Here is a 17,473-nt window from a genome sequence, read left to right on the forward strand (position 1 = left end):
TACACCAACTTTCTCGACACTACCTACGTTTGATAGTGAAAGAGCAAGATCGCGGTCTCTTGGGGAGGAGACATCGATGAAAGCGAATTCAGAAAAAACTAAGCAGAACAATAAAGCGGCACATCGTGTGCTAGCAGGTGTTTTGTGCGGAGCTTCCGTTTTGAGCCTGGTACCGTCGCTTGTTATGCCCCCGATCTCGCAGGCCATCGCCAACGACGTCCAGACAGTTTCTACCGAGGAAACTGTAATGGGGTGCTCAAAGTGAAGAAGTTCGCCGCATGTAGCTTTATGGCAACTGTTCTCGTTGCAAGCACGCTGCTGTCCCCGTTCAGCGCGGCCACCTCTGCGAGCGCGGCTACCACTGTGAACAAGGGCATCTACAAGCCCACGCCTATCGGCATCGGTACGAATATCGATGTCTCTACCCCCGATCCCGGCGTGGCCACCTACGTCGGCCGCGACATGTACATCGGTGGTAAACCGAGCAACACTAAAACTCTTGATGCGAGCAACGCCCCCGCCGGCTCATATGCCGCTGAGGCGGAGGGCCTTACCGTGGTCCGTGGCAAGCTTGCCATGAATCCACTCAAAGAGAGCTGGCCCTATGAAGGTATTGGCGCTGGTTTCCGCTTTGGCACCGTTGGTTTTGGTTCCCAGTTCCGTCCTGTCGACGGCAGCACCGTGCTTGCGGTGGCTGGAATCGACAGTGCGATCACCAACATGAGCGTTGGTTACAGCGGCGACTTGCCGGGGAAGACTACCGTTGGCGCTTGGAACAAAGGCGCTTGGGTCGGCAAAGCGAGAACGGCTGACTCCGCTGGCTATGACTACACCGCGAAGATCGCCGGTCCCATTACCTATTGGAATACTAATAACGGGCGCCAGTCTGTGGTGAAAACCCAGGGTTATTGGTACGCGGGCGAGAACGCTCAGGACAGTACTCTGTTCAACCAAGTTAACTTCCTCAAGGACATTAATGGCAAGGATTACTCGAATTACAGCGGAGAGACAGGCTATCTCAACACGCTTTCTAATCAGCTGAATTCGTTTGCGAAGACGGGCAAAGTGAGCTACGGCGTTGCTCCGGCGTGCGATAAGGACAACCGCTACATCATCAACAAGTACAACAAGACGGATTGTAGCTATGGCCTTGTGTTTGATGGGTCGAATAAGACCATCAATGAGGACTGCGCCGATACGTCGCTCAATGGTAAGCAATTCAAGAATAGCGAGCGTCTTATCACGTTTAAGGGCGACAACACCTCTATGCAGCAGGTGTTCACCATCGATGCTTCTCAGCTGAGCAATACATACAACAACGAGTATTATCGTGGCGTTGATTTCGCATTCGAGGACATTCCCGAGGGCGCCTCGGTTGTTGTGAACGTTACCGGATCTTCGAATATTGAGTTCCACAATGGCTGGCGCTTTTGGTGGAACGGCATCGAGATTTCGCGTGGTTACGAAACTCAATATTCCGGCAAGGCACTGGGTGAAGCATACGCGACGGCTTCCCAGTCCATCATGTGGAACTTTGTCGATACGCAAAGCCTTACCATTCGGGGCGGCATCGCGGGAGAGGACCGCGCGGACTGGGGATACGATGGCGCAACTACCGGTGCCAAGTGGACTGACGACGATCCTGCGGCGGCTATGATCGGATCGATTCTCGTTCCCAACGGAAGCTTCGACGACCATGTGACCACCAATGGTCGTGTGTACGCCGGCGCCGATTTCTCAATGAACAGCCCGAAGGTTGCCGCAGCATTTGGTGAGGGTAACTCGGCTTCCGTTATCGATATGGACCAGGAGCGTCACAACTTCCCGTGGTCTGGCTCGTATACACCGGACGGTTCCTCCATTGCATGGAGCAAGGTCGACGCTGCGGATGGTACTAAGCTGCTTCCCGGTTCCTCGTGGACGATATACGGCACTGTCAAAGATGCCAAGAACGGGACGGGTCCCATCGTTACGGTAACGGATGGCGCTGCCAACGATTACGCTTCTACTGATGGCAAGCTTCAGTTCAACTATTTGAACCAGAAGGCCGATCCGAGTAAGGAGATCTCGGATTCTAATCCGGCATTCACCTATTACATCAAAGAGGAGACGGCGCCGGAGGGTTACCAGGTTTCGGACAAGATCTACTACGCAACCATGAACAATGCTGGTGAGTCGGTGAACTATGTCCAGGGCTACGTGGATGAGAACGGGAACGAGGTTCCGTTCACACCTTCTAACACCACGGGTGCCATCGCCAACACCAAGATCACCGGTACGGTGTCTTGGGCCAAGGTGGAGAAGGACGATGCAGAACACACTCCTTTGGCTGGTTCCGAGTGGAAGCTTGCGAAACTGGGTGCCGATGGCTTGACTGAGGCGCAGTCCTGGACCGTGAGTGACCAATCGACTCCGAGCGAAACCACTTGGGCCGATACCGACGCCAAGGATGGCAAGTTCACATTGGCCGATTTGCTGCCGGGCACGTACACGCTCACGGAGACCCAGGCTCCGTTTGGCTACGAACTGAACAAGAACACCTACAAGTTCACGGTGGACAGCACAAGCGGCTCCATTACGTGGATCGAGAACGAGCAGCCGAACATCGTTGATGGCATTACGTACATCTCCGACTCGTGCTCCGTTACGTCCGTGAAAATCCCGGTGATTAAATCCGTCCGTAATACGGACTGGCCGAAGGATTCCAGCGGTAAATACGTTGCGTTCGACTTCAGCATCGAGGCTACGGGGCCAAATAAGGATAGCGCTCCTATGCCTGACTCGAAGACTATTTCCGTCGCTCCCGCAGACTCCACCAAGGTCAACGACATCGAGGCATCTTTTGGCGAAATCTCGTTCTCCAAAGAGTACCTCGCCACGAACGACGCTTCGAACCCGACGGGCGCCAAGACTTACACCTACACGGTGAAGGAGGTCGCGCCCGACGCCGATGCCATCGACAAGCTCCGCTACTCCAAGGCCGAGTACCAAGTGGCCGTCACCGTGAAAGCCGTCTTGGACGAGAAGACCGGCAAGTACTCCGGCCTCACCACTTCCACCACGGTCACGCAGATGAAGGACGACATGGGCAATACTGTGAGTAACACCATCGGCAAGGACGCCGAGCCCAACGCCATCCCCGCCTCCACCTTCACCAACATGAAAGTCCTCACGGACCTCCCGCTCACCGGCGCGGGTTGGACCGAGAACTCCATGCTCCTCGTGGGCGCCGGTCTCATGCTTCTGGGCGGTATCGCCGCGGGAGCGTATTGGATCGCTACAAAGCGCCGCTAGGACGATTCGTCTGATGGCGCATGTAGATAGATGTTTATGAATGTCGGGCTTATTTCTGAAAGGGGAATCATGAACCGATTAGTACAAAAGCTGATCGCCGGCGCCGCCGCCGTAGCGATCGCCGTAACCGGCCTGGTGGGTGGAGCGCCCACGGCCAAGGCTGCGCCAGTCTACAGCATTACGATCAACAAGCAGTCGACGGATGCTGCCGATCACACGTTCAACGGCTGGCAGCTTGCCGAGCTGAAGGACGTTGTTGTTGGCAATGACAAGTCGATTGCCTATACGATTGATACCACCGATGCGCTCGTGAGCACCATCGAGGGCGCGATGAACTTCAATGCTGTCATTGATGGGACGGGCGATGCCCGGAACGTGCTTACTGCCTACAAGCAGGACAAGAACTTCTTTGTGTCCGAGGGCAACGCGTCGAACAACCCTATGGGCTTCCTGATCATGCGGGTGTTTAGCAATAGCGGAGCCCCTAACCTCTCCTCGCCTTGGAACAATGATGCCGCGCTGCGCACCTTTGCCCAGAACCTCGAGGACCAGACCTTCCCTGGTACTCCTGCTGCAACCGAGTTCACCACGTCTACGGCCGGCAACGCCAATGTGAAAACCTTTAACGTCCCGGGTATCTGGTTCCTGAAGGACGTTACCAATCCCGCTGCGGACAAGGAGTCCTTCTCGCTGCCCATCATTACGCCGACGAGCATTGCGGGCACCGATGTCGATGGCACCGTTACCGTGAAGAACGTGATTCCGACCATCTCTAAGCATCTTGCCAATGCTGACGGCACCTACAACAATGAGCCGTCCTTCTCCGTGGGCGACACCGTGTACTACACGCTTGAGACTACCGTTCCGTACTACACCGGCTATCCGACCGAACGTGTGTTCAAGATCAACGACACTGCTAGTTCTGCCATTTCTTCGATTGTCGGTAACGTCGCCACGGGCGTAAAGGTTGAATCGGTCAAGGTTGGAGACGTTACTCTTAAGGTGAGTGACGACTACAGTGTTTCCTATGCTGCCACTTCTGATACCGATAGTAAGTACGCCGGAGGTGTAGATACCGTCATCGACCTTGGCAACTACGTGAACCAGGTTGCGGGCGCTACTGCGCTGAACGAGGGCGCAAAGGTGACCGTACTGGTGAGTGCTACCCTTGATGCAGATGCCAAGCTTTCTGACTCCACCGCCATCCAGGGCAACCCCAACAAGGACTCACTTACCTGGTCGCACAACCCCAACAACACCTCCGATGAGCAGACCATTCCTGGTAACGAGGTGAATGTCTACTCCTATAAGTTCAACATCGTGAAGACCGCCAAGGACATGACCACTAAGCTCTCGGGTGCTAAGTTCACGATCAAGGCGGGAAGCAGCTATCTCGGTTACGAGAACGGCGCATGGAAGACCCTGACCACGACTCCGACTAAGGATACTCAGGGTGGTGCCGAAGTTGGCGTGTTCGCCACCGACGATGGCGTCATCAACTTTAATGGTCTCGACGCTGGCACGTATGAGATCGAGGAGATCGTTCCTCCCAATGGTTACACCGCCGTCTCCCTGCCGAAGTTCACCTTTACGGTATCCGCTACGGTGAAGTCCGACGATCCCGAGGGCCAGAAGACCATCACTGCTGTCTCTTATGCCAAGGACGCTACCGATCCTCGCGTCTCCGTTGAGAACTCGACCATCAAGATTTGGAACGCCAAGAACCTCACCGAGCTGCCCTTGACCGGTGACCTGGGCATCAAGGTTTTCATCACCGTGGGCGTGCTGCTCATGGCTGCTGGCGCCGCCTTCGCCCTGAGTGCACGTATGCGCGCTTAATTCCCTAGCTTGATGACGCGGCGAGCGGGCGATCGTCGTCTCCTATCAGCGCCTGCGCGCCGCGTTCTCATATTCCCTTTCGCCGCACCCCGTCGCGCTTGGACACGCGGCGGGGTCGGTGCTTTGACCGTGCCCTCACACCCACACCCCCGGAGGTGAACCACATGGAGGCAATCAAGCCCGTATCGACGATGCGCACGCCGAGCGGCGGTTCGAACCCGGCTTCCCCCAGCCGACGTAAACCGCCCCTCGTCCTGCGCCTGCTTTCCCTTCTGTGCTTTGCCGCCGGCTTTGTTATCGTGGCCACGCCCCTCGTCCTGCGCGCCATGTCCCAGGCCGAGCAGACGGCCGCAGTTGCCGCGGCCCAAAACACCGTGGATGGCTGGCCCTATCCGCAGGCAGAGGAGGCCCTCGCGGCAGCGCGCGCCTACAACGAGCAGTTGGCCGCCGGCGGTCAGGACGTCATCGGCGAGGTCGTGGACCCGTTCGGTAGCACCTCCGGCGCTTCCACCGCAACAGGTGCCAAGGACTCCATCGCCTCGCAAGACACCACGTACCAGGGCCTGCTCGACGCGGGTTCGGGCCTTATGTGCTCGGTGCGTATCCCCAAGATCGACGTGAACCTGCCCGTGTACCATGGCACCTCCAACGAGGTGCTCGCCGCGGGCGCCGGCCACCTGTACGGAACGTCGCTGCCCGTGGGCGGCGAGAGTACGCATGCCGTGCTCACCGGTCACCGTGGCGTGCCGGGCTCGCTCCTGTTCACGCGCTTGGATGAGCTGCGGGTGGGCGACTCGTTTTACATCGAGGTGATGGGCGAAGAACTGGGCTACAAGATCGACCGCATAGACGTGATCGAGCCCGATGACGATTCCAAGTTGCGCGTGACCGCCGGCGAGGACCGCGTGACGCTCATGACCTGCACGCCCTACGGCGTGAACTCGCACCGCCTGCTGGTATCGGGTGTGCGTGCAAGCATTCCGGATGAGGTTCCCGTGCCCGAGGAGGCACAGGGCATCAACACCACCGCGGTGGCGCTGGGCGTTCTGGGCGCGCTGCTGGCGATTGTTGTGGGTCTCGTTGTGGCCGGGCACGTGCGCAAGAAGCGGCGCGCGGCGCAGCGTGCGGCCGTTGCCGCCGCGGTGACGCTGGGCGCCGACGCGGCTGCTGGCGATGGCGGAAACGGGTGGACCGTGGGAGCCTCCAGGCCTGCGGCCTCCTTCGTCTCCTCTGCTTCAGCCTCCTCGGCTTCCCCCGATTCCGATGCTGTTTCTCCCGAGTATCGCGGGCGACACCTGCGCTAGCGCCCGCGTTGGTGCTCAATATCGCTCGAAGTGTAGCGCCTTCGCTCGCTTCCTGGTCATTTGCCAGAACCGCGGCGCGATCCCGAACATGCCGTACGACGCGATGGTCGAGCTTCCCGCGTATATCGGCAAGAACGGCCCCGAGGTCATCTCGCGCGACAACATCCCGCTGTTCCAGCAGGGCCTCATGATGCAGCAGCTCAACTCCGAGAAGCTCGTGGTCGAGGCGTGCATCGAGGGTTCGTACGAGAAGGCGCTCAAGGCGTTCACGCTCAACAAGACGGTCCCGTCCATGAAGGTCGCCAAGGAGATTCTCGACGACATGATCGAGGCCAACAAGGACTTCTGGCCCGAGCTTAAGTAACGAGGCCTTCGACGGCCCGACTGCGAACGGTTCGCAGCGGCCCTTAAGGTCCATAGGCTCCCCCTGGGATACATCCCAGGGGGAGCCTCTCAGAAGCGCCCGAGGGGCGCTTCTTGTGTATATGGAGGCAAAAGGGATATACAGTCTTCATATACGGCCTCCTTTTAGTAGGGTCGATTTCTCCGGTTGATTTCTGATCTCAGCTGAACATACTGAGCGGATAGGCCGTTCCCGCAGTTAGCCGAAAGCCCCCGGGGTCCCTCCCGGGCTCCGGGGCGGCATTTTCCCAGTTGAAGGAACGGTGGAGATGTGTTTCGGTGGGTCCGGTGGCCATGCTCCGCTCTCCGCCCGGCACCTCTTCCAAGGGAACCGACGAGGGCGCCGGCGCCCAGTATGTCTAAGTGAACGGTTCTTTGGGCAATACTGCTTATGATTTTACGACTGATGATAAGGGCGAAATCAGCGTCAAGGGCCTCGATGCTGGCGCTTACACGGTCGAGGAGACCCATACGCTCCCCGGCTATAACACCGTGCCCAAATTCACGTTCACCATTACTGCCACGGGTCTTAATCAGAATGAGGGCGAGAATACGTTGACGGTGACCACATCCAAGAATGGTTCTGGTCTCGTCACCAATTCCTCTTCTGGTGGCGGCACCGTTACCCTTACCGTCAAGAACAAGAAAGGCTCCGGCCTCCCGCTGACCGGTCTTAACGGCGTGACCTTCACTTGGATCGCTGGCAGCGCAGTGCTGTGCATCGGCGTGGCACACCTCATCCGCAGCCGTAAGCAGGCTGAGGAGTCCGAGCAGGAGTAAGGCTCACTCACCCATCCCTTTGGCAGGTGGGATGTGATGGCCATGAGACTTGCGGACACTTTTCTCGTCCATCCACGTTCTTGCTTTGCCATTCTCTTTTCGGGGCAGACTCCGCACTGGAGTCTGCCCCGTTCTTTTTGGACAACACAGGCAGCCTCCACCGTCCGATGCGGACTCATCCGTCATCGCGTTTCTTGACTCGTATGAGGTTCGGTTTAAGGTCCGTAGGCGCACGCGCGGTGCGGACGGTAGAAGGCATTTGCGCCGCGCGTGCAAATTAAAATGCCCGTGGTTCGGAGTCCGGGCATTTAACAACACCGGAAACTGGTCGCCCGCGCTTTCGAACACTTGCGCGGGGTGCGTCGTTTCCTGTAGTCATTGTATCCCGAGTCGCCCCACCGATTCGGGATATTTTGAAAACTCAAATGCGGGCTTATGCACGAAAGGAATCTCGTTAATTCCGAAAATAATGTATAATTCCAATACAAACTGGAAACGAACGAAAACAATGGAAATGAACGAAGCGCTAATCTACTTACAAGAAGCACTAGGCCTTTCCGCCAAGACCAAAACTTGGCCTGGATCCGCACGCTTGCCGCTGCATCTGCGGGCGATTGAGGTCCTCACTGTTGACGCAAACGGTTTTTCGTTTTTGCTTGCAAGTTTGCCTACTGGCGTCGGGCTTCCCGAGGCTAAGAGGGTCTATAGTCAGCTAGCCTTGCGCGCGGAGACTCCTGTTGTCGTTTCGTTTCCTGATGCCGATGCACGTCAGCGCAAAGCATTGGTCGCACAAGGGATTCCCTTTGTCTGCCCAGGTAGACAGGCTTTTCTTCCATTTATGGGCACGGCCTGCACGGAGAGGGGCGGTGCCTGGTTTCGCAATCATGCGACCAAGATGTCACCCAACGCGCAGGCTGCCGCAATCTGGGGAGCCGCCCAGGAGCCATATCGCCCCTATGACCTTTGTCGTGCGCTTGGGATCTCGGCAAGCCGCGCGAGTGAGGCCATAACCGAGCTTGTCGACAGGGGGCTCGCGAGGCGCGAGCGTCGCGAGCGGCGTGTCGTCGTGCTCCCTATCGCCGTCGATCTTTTGCTCAGTGAGCACATGGCAGAGCTCTCCTCGCCTGTCTCGAAGGTCTTTTTTGCAAGGAAGACGCCGCAGATCGACTATCTTGTTGACGTCGGGGAGACGGCGCTCGCTGCGCGTTCGATGCTCGCTGCGCCGGGCATGGAACAAAAGGCCGTCTTAAGAAGTGCATGGCGTCAACTGAGCGACCTCGAAGTCGCAGACGGGGAGTTGCCGGATAACGAAACGGCGATGATCCAAGTGTGGCGCTATGCGCCCGTGTTTGCCGACTCCTCCCGCGTCGATGACATTTCGCTTGCGCTATCTTTGGCGGCAATCGACGATGAGCGAATTCAGCTCGAAGTCGATCGCATGTTTGGAAAGGAATATCCATGGCAAGAAGCGCTGTAGAAGGTCTCCAAGAATTCGAACCGTAGGCGGCGTTTCGGTCCTAGCTGCGTTGTCCGGCGTGGAAGCTCGCTAATCGGCTATTATTTGTTTAGACAACTTGAGTTGTAGAGGAGTGACCGGCGATGGTGCAGGGCGCCAAACATATGAAGAGCAATAACGCCGCGGACAACGGCGGCTCAAGCCCTCAGCCCAAACCTCAACCAAAGCCCAAGCGCCGTCGCAAGCGGCTGCCGCGCTGGGCCGACCGGCTCATCACCATCGTCATCATCCTTATCGGCGTGGGCCTTATGACTTGGCCGTGGATCTTGGACCGGCTCGAGGCCTCGGGCGTGTTCAACCAGATCAGCACGGTCTCCACCACATCAAAGTTAGACGAACCCTTGTTCATCAGGGGTTCGTCTTTTTTTGTCGGCATAAAGTCATCATCCCAATTGTCGAAGCTAAAGAACAGCTGCACTTCATCGCCGTCGATTTGTATGAAGCGTATGAACGTGTCGATGATTTCGAACGGGTCAGATTCTGCGCCCAGCGTGTCGAGCCATGTAAGATAGTCATCAAGACTCAAGTCTTCGGCGCTTTCCGCTTCAAGCGCCTTCTCCAATTCCTCTTTCAGAGCCGCTTGACGGGCTTTCAATTCCTCAACCCTATCCTTGCCGCCTGGGGGCGCTATGCCGTCCTCTATGGCGTGCCATATACGCTCAAACGCCGCGTCTATGCGCCTTATCTCTGCCGTGATGCGCTCGCTTTCCTTTGGCGCGCCATCCTCGGCGGTTTCAGCGATCATCATCTCAAGCGTTGCGATGATACGCTCGCGCACCTTTGGGTCATGTATCGATTCGAGTATGGTGTCGGAAACCGCATCCTCTATGAGGTCGCGACGGAACGTCCTGCGACACTTCGGACAGCGGTAGTAGTAATACGTTTTGCCACTCTTTCCAGTTCCAGAGGTTCCGACGAACCATCTGCCGCACTCCCGACAATACATCTTGCCGCTGAGCGCATAGGGCTGTTCTCCGTCAACAACGCGATGCTTGTGGCCGCGTCCGTTGAGGATGCTTGCAATCTCGTCTTGTTCCTGGCGTGACCACAGTGCAGGCATGCCGTTCGTCGTGCGCACGCCAGCGTATTTGTACACGCCGCAATTTTGCTCGCGCGAGAGCAGCCTTTTTATCGTGCTTTGTGAGAACGCCTTGCCGCGCCTTGTTCGCTCGGTTCTTATCGCCCTCTGGATGTCGGCAATGGTTGAGCCTGAGAACAGCATGTTTTTCATCTTGTGCATAACGGCGGCTTCGCGCTCGTTTACGACGAAGCGATCGTTTACAACGTCCCAACCGTACAGGCGCTGGCCGCTCGCCATGCCGCGTTGCGCGTTCTTTTGTATGCCGTCGCGTATGCGCTCACTATCGACGGCGCTTTCATACTCGGCAAGCACTTCGAGCATGCCGAGGTGCAGAACTTTAGTTGAGCCCTCGCCGAGCGTTTCACCGGCGTAGAGGATTTCAACGCCTGCCTTACGAAGCATGATGCGCGCAAGAGCCATTTCGTCTCTGTTGCGCATGATGCGCGTGACCTTGTATATCACCACGTAATCGAAAAGTCCCTTTTGGGCATCTTTTAACATTGCCTGAAATTCAGCGCGGTTCGTGTTCTTGCCAGTTTTGGCGTAATCGCTGTAGACGCGTACAACGGCAAGGCCGCTTTCGTCACAGAACTCGCGTGACTTATCGACCTGAATTTCAATGCTTTCGTCTCGCTGGTTGTGCGAGCTAAAACGTGCGTAAATGGCCGCACGGTTACCCTTTGCCATGGTATTATCACCTTGCCTTTTCAGTTGTCTACGGAATGGCGCGCCCTGTATCTGGTCTTGGCGGATGGATACAGGGCATTTTGCTATCTGTACGTTATGAGCGTGTCGTAACGGTCTGCGCCGCTGATACCTTGGTCAGGAACAGAGTTGGTTTCTACCCTGATAATCTCAAGGCCCTTATCTTGAAGCGCGTTGAGGACTTCGTTTATCTGCTCGTTGTATTTCTGGTCAGCGCCGAATACCCGTCCGCTAAAGGATTGACCGAACGACCGAATGAGCATGACGTGAATGCGCCCGTCGGGCGTTGGAATCGAGGAGATCGCCTTTTCGATTTCCTGCCGTGCCATTTCTTCACGCTGGTTCTTGAAGATTCCCATTTCTAGCCCTTTCTCGATTCGCTTGCCGCAGCCTTTGCGGTCATCGCTATGTTCTGCTGCCACTGCGGCGAGCTTTCGCGGTAGTTGTCCACAATCTCGCGTTCGTCGCTGGTCAAGTCGTCTTCGCTCGTCCCTGTGCTTGGAAAGCCACATAAATCATTCGGCGTACATTTCAATGCTGCGCATAGCATGAAAGCGTCTTCGAGCGGAATACCAACCTCGCCACGTTCCCATGAAGCATATTTGCGTTCTTTTATGCCGAGGAAATCGGCAAACGCCTTTTGTGTCGCAAAACCAGCGGCCTTGCGCAACTCTTTCAATTTCAATTGATATTCCATGCGCCCTCCTTTCGTCGCTGCAACGCCGATTCTACGTGATTCACGTACGTTAATCAAGAAAATACGCAATTCACGCTTGCAAAGAACGTTAAACACGTTTATTGTCTGTAGCCATCAACGTGATTCACGTTGATTTAGGTTCTTTTACTACACGTAAAAGAATAAGGTTTGTATTGACTAAAGCCAATACAAACCTAATGAGCACTCATTGAAAGGAGGTGAACATATGCCCGAGTTGAAACATGCGTTTGCGGACAATCTGCGAGTTCGTCGCGCCAAGAAGCATTGGTCGCAACAGCAGCTTGCGGAAGCATCCGGTGTCGGCGTTGATGCAATCGGCAAGTACGAGCGTTGCGATTGCTCGCCGACGCTGGAAAGCATCGTAAAGCTTTCAACCGCTTTGGACTGCACGCCAAACGATCTGTGCACTTTCCCCGAATTCAAGTAAGGAGGTCGCGTAATGGAGTGGCTTGACGAGCTTTTTCAGGTAGTCGGCCTGTGGGGCTTCTTCGCTTCGGCTGTTGCCGTCGGCGTTGGGCTTGGCGTCGAACACGCGCTCAAGCACACCACTTTCACCGTTCGCAAGTATTAAGAAAGGAGGGGTTTCAAATGTATGAAACCAAGCCAGAAACCGCTGGTTTGCGTAGTGGTTTTAGACAAGCAAAACCGCCGCGACGCGTCGAGTGCGTATCAGCGTCGGTTCTTTACGAGGGTCAGAGAAGCTGCGAAGCCTGCAAAGAGAAGGTGCCCGCGCACGTCGGCAAACGCGCACGGGCTATCGTCAAAACTTCCAGAGCAATGACGATGAGATTCTAGCAGGAAAACCGTTGGTTATCCGTTGGTTTGTCTACATTTTCGCGGCGTTGTGCCTGTGCGGAATCGTCCCCATGGCGGCGGCGGAATGGCTCATCTGGTTTTGCGATTCCTTTGGCTGCTGGTGGCTTCCGCTTGTCCTGCTCGTCGCTGAGGTCTGGTTCATCTTGCATCTGATCGGGCGTGACGTGCGATGAACACCGACGATTTCACCCAGCCGCTCGAAAACGTGATGCGTCAAGAGCGAATGGCGGTCTACCCGCTTCCGCTCAAGATTCAAGACCGCGCAGAGCTGTTCGCCAAATGGTGCGAACTGAACCCCAAGACGCTTCGAAGCATCGAGCTCACGGCCTTGGCTATCCATCAGCGCGGCATGCGCGTATCGACCAAGTACCTCATCGAGAAGCAGCGCTACGAGGGTTCGCATCAGATTACGGGCGTTCCGTTCATGGATGGAAACGGACAAGAACACGCCTATGCCATCAACAACACGGATACGCCGCTTCTGAGCCGTTGGCTCTTGGAGAGGCATCCCGATCTGAACATCGAGACACGCAAGTCTATCTACGACACGAAGAAAGAGGGCTGACATGCTGCGCAAGAACATCGTCAAGCAGCTTCGCGAAGTTTCCGACGTTGCTCGCTGCATCGAGGATTGCCACATCGGCAACAGCGTCACCGGCGAACGCATCGACTTCGATGCCGCGTTTGTGAGCGAAATCATCTGCTCAACGCTCGCGTACGCGTCTGTGCTGGTCGATGGCCGTTTGAAGGCAGGAGACCCCGAAGACCATCTGATGACAATCATCCGAACCGCGAGCCAGAAGTATGTCGAGCAGTTGTGACCAGCTGAGCTTGTTCGAAGAGCCGCCAATGCCAGAACCTGGCGCATGCGAGTACGAGGACGGCGTTTTCGACGCCACGGGCAACAAGCCGAAAAGCAGGTGCATGTTTCGCGGCGTCTTGATCTGGACGAACTGCCGAGAGTGCGGCCACTGCGTATGGGAGGGCTGGCATCTTCGCGGCATGAGCAAGGGGCTTGTGATGGATGAAGGAGGTGAAGACGAATGATGGTTGCCAAGGAGGTTCACGACAAGGCGCAAGACCCTATGGCGTGGTTCCAGCACGACTCAAACGCCGCGCAAGACCAGAAGTGCCAACGGTTGCTGTTCCGCTATGGAAACGCTGGGTATGGCGCATTCTGGCGGCTGTGCGAGATTCTGGCGAACACCACGACGCACTCTTTGCCCGTGGAGACGGACGAGGACTGGCTGATACTCGCCGAACAGATAGGCATGCGCAAGGCTGGCGCGTTCGACGAGATTTCAAGCGTCGACGATTGCAAGGACTTCATCAGCTGCCTTCTTGAGATCGGCTTGCTGACGCGCGACGGAAAAGGGCGCATCGAAAGCGCGAGGATGCAGAAAAACGCTCTGTATTTCGGCATGCAAAGGGCGAACGGAGCCAAAGGCGGGAGACCTCGCAAGAACAAGTCAGAGCCGATGAAATAGCAGGTCAAAGGCGGCAAAACGGATGTTCATGAAAGAAACCAGCGGTAAACCATCGGTTTGCGATTGGCTAAACCCTAACAATACAATACATAACAATACAGGGCGGGTTTTGGGTTGGGTCACAACCCAACCCAAACCCAAAACCCGCAAACGTGCTTGTGGCGTTATGTGACAAGTAAGTCTTACTTTCTTTGCTTCTTTCTTTACGGGCGTTCGTTTTCGCGCCGAATTTTCGAGCTTTTCAGTCGCTCGAATCATAGTTTTCAACACGCTTTCCACAAGTTTTCAACAATCGAAGAGTTTTCAACAAAGGACGGTGATTCACATGTCTTGGCGAAGCTATGCCAACAAGGTCAAAACGCGGCGGTGCCCGTTCTGCGGCACGGAACGTTCGCTTGATTGGTTCATCGAAATCGACAAGCCGACGGGAGACAAGCGCTGCTGGAAGTGCCGCGAGCTGAAGAAAGGAGAAGGCAATGACCGCATCGGATAGCCGCAAGGTGCAGAAAATCGTGATCGAGGTTGACCCGAACCCAGTACCGCGCGATTACAAGTTCGACATGGAGCTGTCGCGCGACGTTCTGCGCAAGATGTTCGCCGAGCGATTCGCATATTCCGACCTCACGCAACACGATATCGAAGCGCTGGAAGGGTTTATCGGCATCGAGCTTGCTCGATACAACCAGGAGTGCAAATATGCCGCCTTTTCCGCCATGCACATCTCGCATCGCGTCAAATTCAGCCCGACTGTCGCGATGAGCCCTCGCACCGGCGGCATCGAATCGGCCTTCTTGTTCTGCGACGGTTCGTACTTCAACGGTCGCGAAGCGATCTCGTTCAACTCTGACGGGTTCATCGGCTTTTGCGGATGGGCCGACGATAAGAACTCGATGCCATTTCTCGTCGCGTTCTATCGCTGGGTCAACGATTGGCTCGACAACAGCTTCGGTGGCCATTATCGAGAGCTTTTGGAGGTGGCCGAAGATGGCGAGTGAGGAAAGCCGTGTTTTGCGACTGCTCGAACCGCAGGGCGAGCCCGACATCATCGAATGCGACGGCAGGCTGTATGTGCCCGACGAAGAGTGCGAGTTCGTTCCAGAAGAGTTCGACACCGTGTGGGATGAGGAAGACCAGTGCTTGCGAATTGCCAAACCTTCCGATGATTGCAACTGCTTCACGTGTTCGAAATGCGGCCAAGAGCTGATGTTCGATTGGAGCGGCGAATACAGCTGGTTCGAGCCTGAATACCCGTACAAACCTATCAGCTTGAAATACTGCACTGGATGCCGCGCAAGGGTTCTGTTCCCGCATCCGTGGTTGGGCTCAAAGGGGGAAGAATGATTTGCATCGTTGGAACGCGCGGATCGGGGAAAACGACACGACTGCTTGAGCTTTCCGCTCAAAGCGGCGTTCCGATTGCCGTTCGGAACGTAATACAGGCTACGTGGCTTCGGCGCTATATGATCAGGGCCGAAGCGGTAACCATAGATGCCGATGCCGTCAACTTCGAGTTCGCAATCAAGGCAAATCCGACACTGGTTAACTGCCTGCGCGTCTGGCGCAACTGTAAGAAAGGCGGCAAGGAATGACTTCATACGTCAAACGCGTCGGCGATCTGACCGACGAGGATGGTTTTGTGGATTGCACTTACGCAACGGAAGCAAGCACTGATTCTGCTTTTGATCCCGTTACGAAGCCATCGCATTACGCTGGGCACACCGGCATCGATTGCAAGTCGGCAATGGAGTCGATGCTTGGAACCGAAGCGTACGTGTCCCACATGCAGGCATGCGCGTTCAAGTACATCTGGCGATGGCGCGACAAGAACGGCATCGAAGACCTCAAGAAGGCGCGAGAGTGCATCGGCAACATGATTCGCGCGATTGAAGGTGATGGGGATGAGTAGCGTCAAGCTTGGCTTCGAGATTAAGGGCAAAGCAATACACGCAAAGACCGAGGACATTGAGAACGCGGTAAAAGATCTAACGGTGTCCATGTTGTTCCTCGCGCATTTGTTCGGTGTCTCTGGCGTTACGGTAACGATTACGCGTGGTGATTGCGATGAGTAGGCTTGGCAAGCGCCATGTGCTCGAAAACCTCTGCATGGTCTCGCAGGACATGAGCAGGCGCATCCTGACGTGCGAGAAGCGCGAGCGCGAGAGCGTGAAAGTCAGCTACGAAGACCTCGTTATGTGGTCTGACATCGTTGGCGATGCTATAGAGGTAATCAATGACAAGGGCGGAAGCCATGAGCGTTGAGGTCAAGCAAGACGCGAAAGGCGTTTGGTATGCGCGCCCGTATCTCGGTACCGCGCCTGACGGCACGAAGATTCGCCCATATCGGCAGTTCCCCGAAGCGGCAACGAGGGCGCAGGCTCAAGAGCTGGCGAACCATTGGATTTCGCAGCTTTCCGCTGGCGGCAAGGTAAAGAGCGCCATCATAACCGACTTGCTCAAGACGTATATCGCCGAGCGCAAGGTGAAAGGCATCAGCCCTTACACGGTAAAGCGGTGGAACCTGTTCGCGCGCTCGTATGTGGGCAAGTACCTCAAAGGCAAATCTGCCTGCAAGTTGTCGGTAATGGATTTGAGCGACTTCGAAACACGGTTGCTGCTTCCGAAGGAGAAGCGCGGACAAGGCTTGTCGCGCAACACCGTCCGAAGCGTGCATTTCTTCTTGCGCGGCGCATACAACTACTGGGTCAAAAGCGGCGTGTGCGAGATGAACCCGCTGTTTTACGTGGAGCCGCCTGCCGAGGAAAAGCACGAAGCCGTGGCGCTCGACGAATGGGACTATCCAGGGCTTGACGAGGCCATTACGGCTTCTCTGCATCCAGATGAGCTGAGTGAGAGGACTATGCGCGAAGCAGCCTACGCGTTCGCCGCGTGGCTTGCGCTGCATACGGGCATGCGCGTCGGCGAGGTGTGCGCGATGCGTCGCCGAGATGTTTTTAGGCGGCTTGGGTACCTCCATGTATGCGGCAAGATTGTCGAACTTGACGGCGGCGGGCTTGATCGCGTGGATGTTACTAAAGGCCGAAAGAGCCGAAACGTTTCCATGACGGCACGGGAATTCGAGACGGTTTTCGGTTTCATCGCGTTGCAGGACGCGTTTTCCGAAGCCTTCACGCCGAACTCGCCGCTGGTGAGCTTTAACGGTTCGTTCATGCGCCCCACAACGGTTTCGAAGGCTTTTACCCGCTTGCGCAACCGTCTAGGGCTTCCAGGCGGATGCACGTTTCACAGCCTGCGGCACACGCATGCCACGTGGCTTCTGGCGAACGGCGCGAACCTTAAGGACATCGCCGAGCGCTTCGGCCACGCTAATGAATCGACCACGCTTAGGCTTTACGCGCACGCCATGCCGGGGCGCGACCAGAGGGCGGCAGAGGTGTTCGACAAGTTTACCGATGAGCTCAAGGGAGACGGTGCCAATGGTGTGCCAACGGCATAGCCGCGCCAATTTTGCCACCGCCAACAAAAAGAAAGGTCAGACCGCAAAACCAGCGGTTTTGAAAACGACAACCGACG

24 protein-coding genes are annotated in these 17,473 nt (G+C 56.3%); 21 read left to right on the forward strand and 3 right to left on the reverse strand.

Going from position 1 to position 17,473, the window contains the following annotated elements:
* Nucleotides 1–261: 261 nt before the first annotated feature.
* The 6 genes from AAAX31_RS00005 (at nt 262) to AAAX31_RS00030 (ending at nt 9,096) form a co-directional block, all read left to right on the forward strand.
* Complete coding sequence (locus tag AAAX31_RS00005) at nt 262–3,294, forward strand: SpaA isopeptide-forming pilin-related protein (RefSeq protein WP_349075643.1); 3,033 nt, start codon at nt 262–264, stop codon at nt 3,292–3,294.
* 69 nt (nt 3,295–3,363) lie between these two features.
* Entirely contained in the window at nt 3,364–5,133 is a 1,770-nt protein-coding gene (locus tag AAAX31_RS00010; protein WP_349075645.1) for a SpaA isopeptide-forming pilin-related protein, read from the forward strand.
* A 164-nt stretch (nt 5,134–5,297) separates the two neighbouring features.
* Nucleotides 5,298–6,437 carry a class C sortase gene (locus tag AAAX31_RS00015; RefSeq protein ID WP_349075647.1) on the forward strand — a complete coding sequence of 380 codons (1,140 nt, stop codon included), beginning with the start codon at nt 5,298–5,300 and terminating at the stop codon, nt 6,435–6,437.
* Complete coding sequence (locus AAAX31_RS00020) at nt 6,397–6,801, forward strand: hypothetical protein (protein ID WP_349075649.1); 405 nt, start codon at nt 6,397–6,399, stop codon at nt 6,799–6,801. Before AAAX31_RS00015 ends, AAAX31_RS00020 begins: the two co-directional genes overlap by 41 nt.
* 401 nt (nt 6,802–7,202) lie before the next feature.
* On the forward strand, nt 7,203–7,619 hold the full coding sequence (locus AAAX31_RS00025; RefSeq protein ID WP_349075651.1) for a prealbumin-like fold domain-containing protein: 417 nt from the start codon (nt 7,203–7,205) through the stop codon (nt 7,617–7,619).
* Between the two features lie 469 nt (nt 7,620–8,088).
* Nucleotides 8,089–9,096 carry a hypothetical protein gene (locus AAAX31_RS00030; RefSeq protein WP_349075653.1) on the forward strand — a complete coding sequence of 336 codons (1,008 nt, stop codon included), beginning with the start codon at nt 8,089–8,091 and terminating at the stop codon, nt 9,094–9,096.
* A 196-nt stretch (nt 9,097–9,292) separates the two neighbouring features.
* On the opposite strand, the gene AAAX31_RS00035 is transcribed toward AAAX31_RS00030, so the two are convergent.
* The 3 genes from AAAX31_RS00035 to AAAX31_RS00045 form a co-directional block, all read right to left on the reverse strand.
* Entirely contained in the window at nt 9,293–10,903 is a 1,611-nt protein-coding gene (locus AAAX31_RS00035) for a recombinase family protein (protein WP_349075655.1), read from the reverse strand.
* A gap of 83 nt (nt 10,904–10,986) precedes the next feature.
* Nucleotides 10,987–11,280, reverse strand: a complete 294-nt coding sequence (locus tag AAAX31_RS00040; protein WP_349075657.1) for a hypothetical protein — start codon at nt 11,278–11,280, stop codon at nt 10,987–10,989.
* 2 nt (nt 11,281–11,282) lie between these two features.
* A complete protein-coding gene (locus tag AAAX31_RS00045) occupies nt 11,283–11,618 on the reverse strand; it encodes a helix-turn-helix transcriptional regulator (RefSeq protein WP_349075659.1) in 336 nt (111 codons plus the stop codon).
* Nucleotides 11,619–11,844: 226 nt separating this feature from the next.
* Between AAAX31_RS00045 and AAAX31_RS00050 the strand changes: the two genes are divergently transcribed.
* The 15 genes from AAAX31_RS00050 to AAAX31_RS00120 all read left to right on the forward strand — a co-directional run bounded on the left by AAAX31_RS00050 (nt 11,845) and on the right by AAAX31_RS00120 (nt 17,396).
* Nucleotides 11,845–12,066, forward strand: a complete 222-nt coding sequence (locus AAAX31_RS00050; protein ID WP_349075660.1) for a helix-turn-helix transcriptional regulator — start codon at nt 11,845–11,847, stop codon at nt 12,064–12,066.
* 12 nt (nt 12,067–12,078) lie between these two features.
* Nucleotides 12,079–12,210 (forward strand): hypothetical protein, encoded by a 132-nt coding sequence (locus tag AAAX31_RS00055; protein WP_349075662.1) that lies wholly within the window; start codon nt 12,079–12,081, stop codon nt 12,208–12,210.
* Nucleotides 12,211–12,445: 235 nt separating this feature from the next.
* Nucleotides 12,446–12,628 (forward strand): hypothetical protein, encoded by a 183-nt coding sequence (locus tag AAAX31_RS00060; RefSeq protein ID WP_349075664.1) that lies wholly within the window; start codon nt 12,446–12,448, stop codon nt 12,626–12,628.
* Nucleotides 12,625–13,020, forward strand: a complete 396-nt coding sequence (locus AAAX31_RS00065; RefSeq protein WP_349075666.1) for a hypothetical protein — start codon at nt 12,625–12,627, stop codon at nt 13,018–13,020. The genes AAAX31_RS00060 and AAAX31_RS00065 overlap by 4 nt, the downstream gene beginning before the upstream one ends.
* Before the next feature lies 1 nt (nt 13,021).
* The gene (locus AAAX31_RS00070) at nt 13,022–13,276 is read left to right on the forward strand and encodes a hypothetical protein (RefSeq protein ID WP_303251605.1); all 255 of its coding nucleotides are present in this window, start codon (nt 13,022–13,024) and stop codon (nt 13,274–13,276) included.
* 28 nt (nt 13,277–13,304) lie between these two features.
* Nucleotides 13,305–13,502, forward strand: a complete 198-nt coding sequence (locus tag AAAX31_RS00075) for a hypothetical protein (RefSeq protein WP_349075668.1) — start codon at nt 13,305–13,307, stop codon at nt 13,500–13,502.
* Complete coding sequence (locus AAAX31_RS00080; RefSeq protein WP_349075670.1) at nt 13,499–13,942, forward strand: Lin1244/Lin1753 domain-containing protein; 444 nt, start codon at nt 13,499–13,501, stop codon at nt 13,940–13,942. Before AAAX31_RS00075 ends, AAAX31_RS00080 begins: the two co-directional genes overlap by 4 nt.
* Before the next feature lie 325 nt (nt 13,943–14,267).
* Nucleotides 14,268–14,435 (forward strand): hypothetical protein, encoded by a 168-nt coding sequence (locus AAAX31_RS00085; RefSeq protein WP_349075672.1) that lies wholly within the window; start codon nt 14,268–14,270, stop codon nt 14,433–14,435.
* Complete coding sequence (locus AAAX31_RS00090) at nt 14,419–14,937, forward strand: hypothetical protein (protein ID WP_349075674.1); 519 nt, start codon at nt 14,419–14,421, stop codon at nt 14,935–14,937. The genes AAAX31_RS00085 and AAAX31_RS00090 overlap by 17 nt, the downstream gene beginning before the upstream one ends.
* Nucleotides 14,927–15,283, forward strand: coding sequence for a hypothetical protein (locus AAAX31_RS00095; protein ID WP_349075675.1), 357 nt, complete (start codon nt 14,927–14,929; stop codon nt 15,281–15,283). The genes AAAX31_RS00090 and AAAX31_RS00095 overlap by 11 nt, the downstream gene beginning before the upstream one ends.
* Nucleotides 15,280–15,531, forward strand: a complete 252-nt coding sequence (locus tag AAAX31_RS00100) for a hypothetical protein (protein ID WP_349075677.1) — start codon at nt 15,280–15,282, stop codon at nt 15,529–15,531. The genes AAAX31_RS00095 and AAAX31_RS00100 overlap by 4 nt, the downstream gene beginning before the upstream one ends.
* Nucleotides 15,528–15,848: a DUF3310 domain-containing protein gene (locus AAAX31_RS00105; protein ID WP_349075679.1), complete on the forward strand. Its 321-nt coding sequence runs from the start codon at nt 15,528–15,530 to the stop codon at nt 15,846–15,848. Before AAAX31_RS00100 ends, AAAX31_RS00105 begins: the two co-directional genes overlap by 4 nt.
* On the forward strand, nt 15,841–16,011 hold the full coding sequence (locus AAAX31_RS00110) for a hypothetical protein (RefSeq protein ID WP_349075680.1): 171 nt from the start codon (nt 15,841–15,843) through the stop codon (nt 16,009–16,011). The genes AAAX31_RS00105 and AAAX31_RS00110 overlap by 8 nt, the downstream gene beginning before the upstream one ends.
* Nucleotides 16,004–16,201, forward strand: coding sequence for a hypothetical protein (locus AAAX31_RS00115; RefSeq protein ID WP_349075682.1), 198 nt, complete (start codon nt 16,004–16,006; stop codon nt 16,199–16,201). Before AAAX31_RS00110 ends, AAAX31_RS00115 begins: the two co-directional genes overlap by 8 nt.
* Nucleotides 16,191–17,396 (forward strand): tyrosine-type recombinase/integrase, encoded by a 1,206-nt coding sequence (locus AAAX31_RS00120; protein WP_349075683.1) that lies wholly within the window; start codon nt 16,191–16,193, stop codon nt 17,394–17,396. Before AAAX31_RS00115 ends, AAAX31_RS00120 begins: the two co-directional genes overlap by 11 nt.
* Nucleotides 17,397–17,473: the final 77 nt, after the last annotated feature.

Source organism: Collinsella sp. CLA-ER-H5, assembly GCF_040092375.1.
Classification (GTDB): domain Bacteria; phylum Actinomycetota; class Coriobacteriia; order Coriobacteriales; family Coriobacteriaceae; genus Collinsella.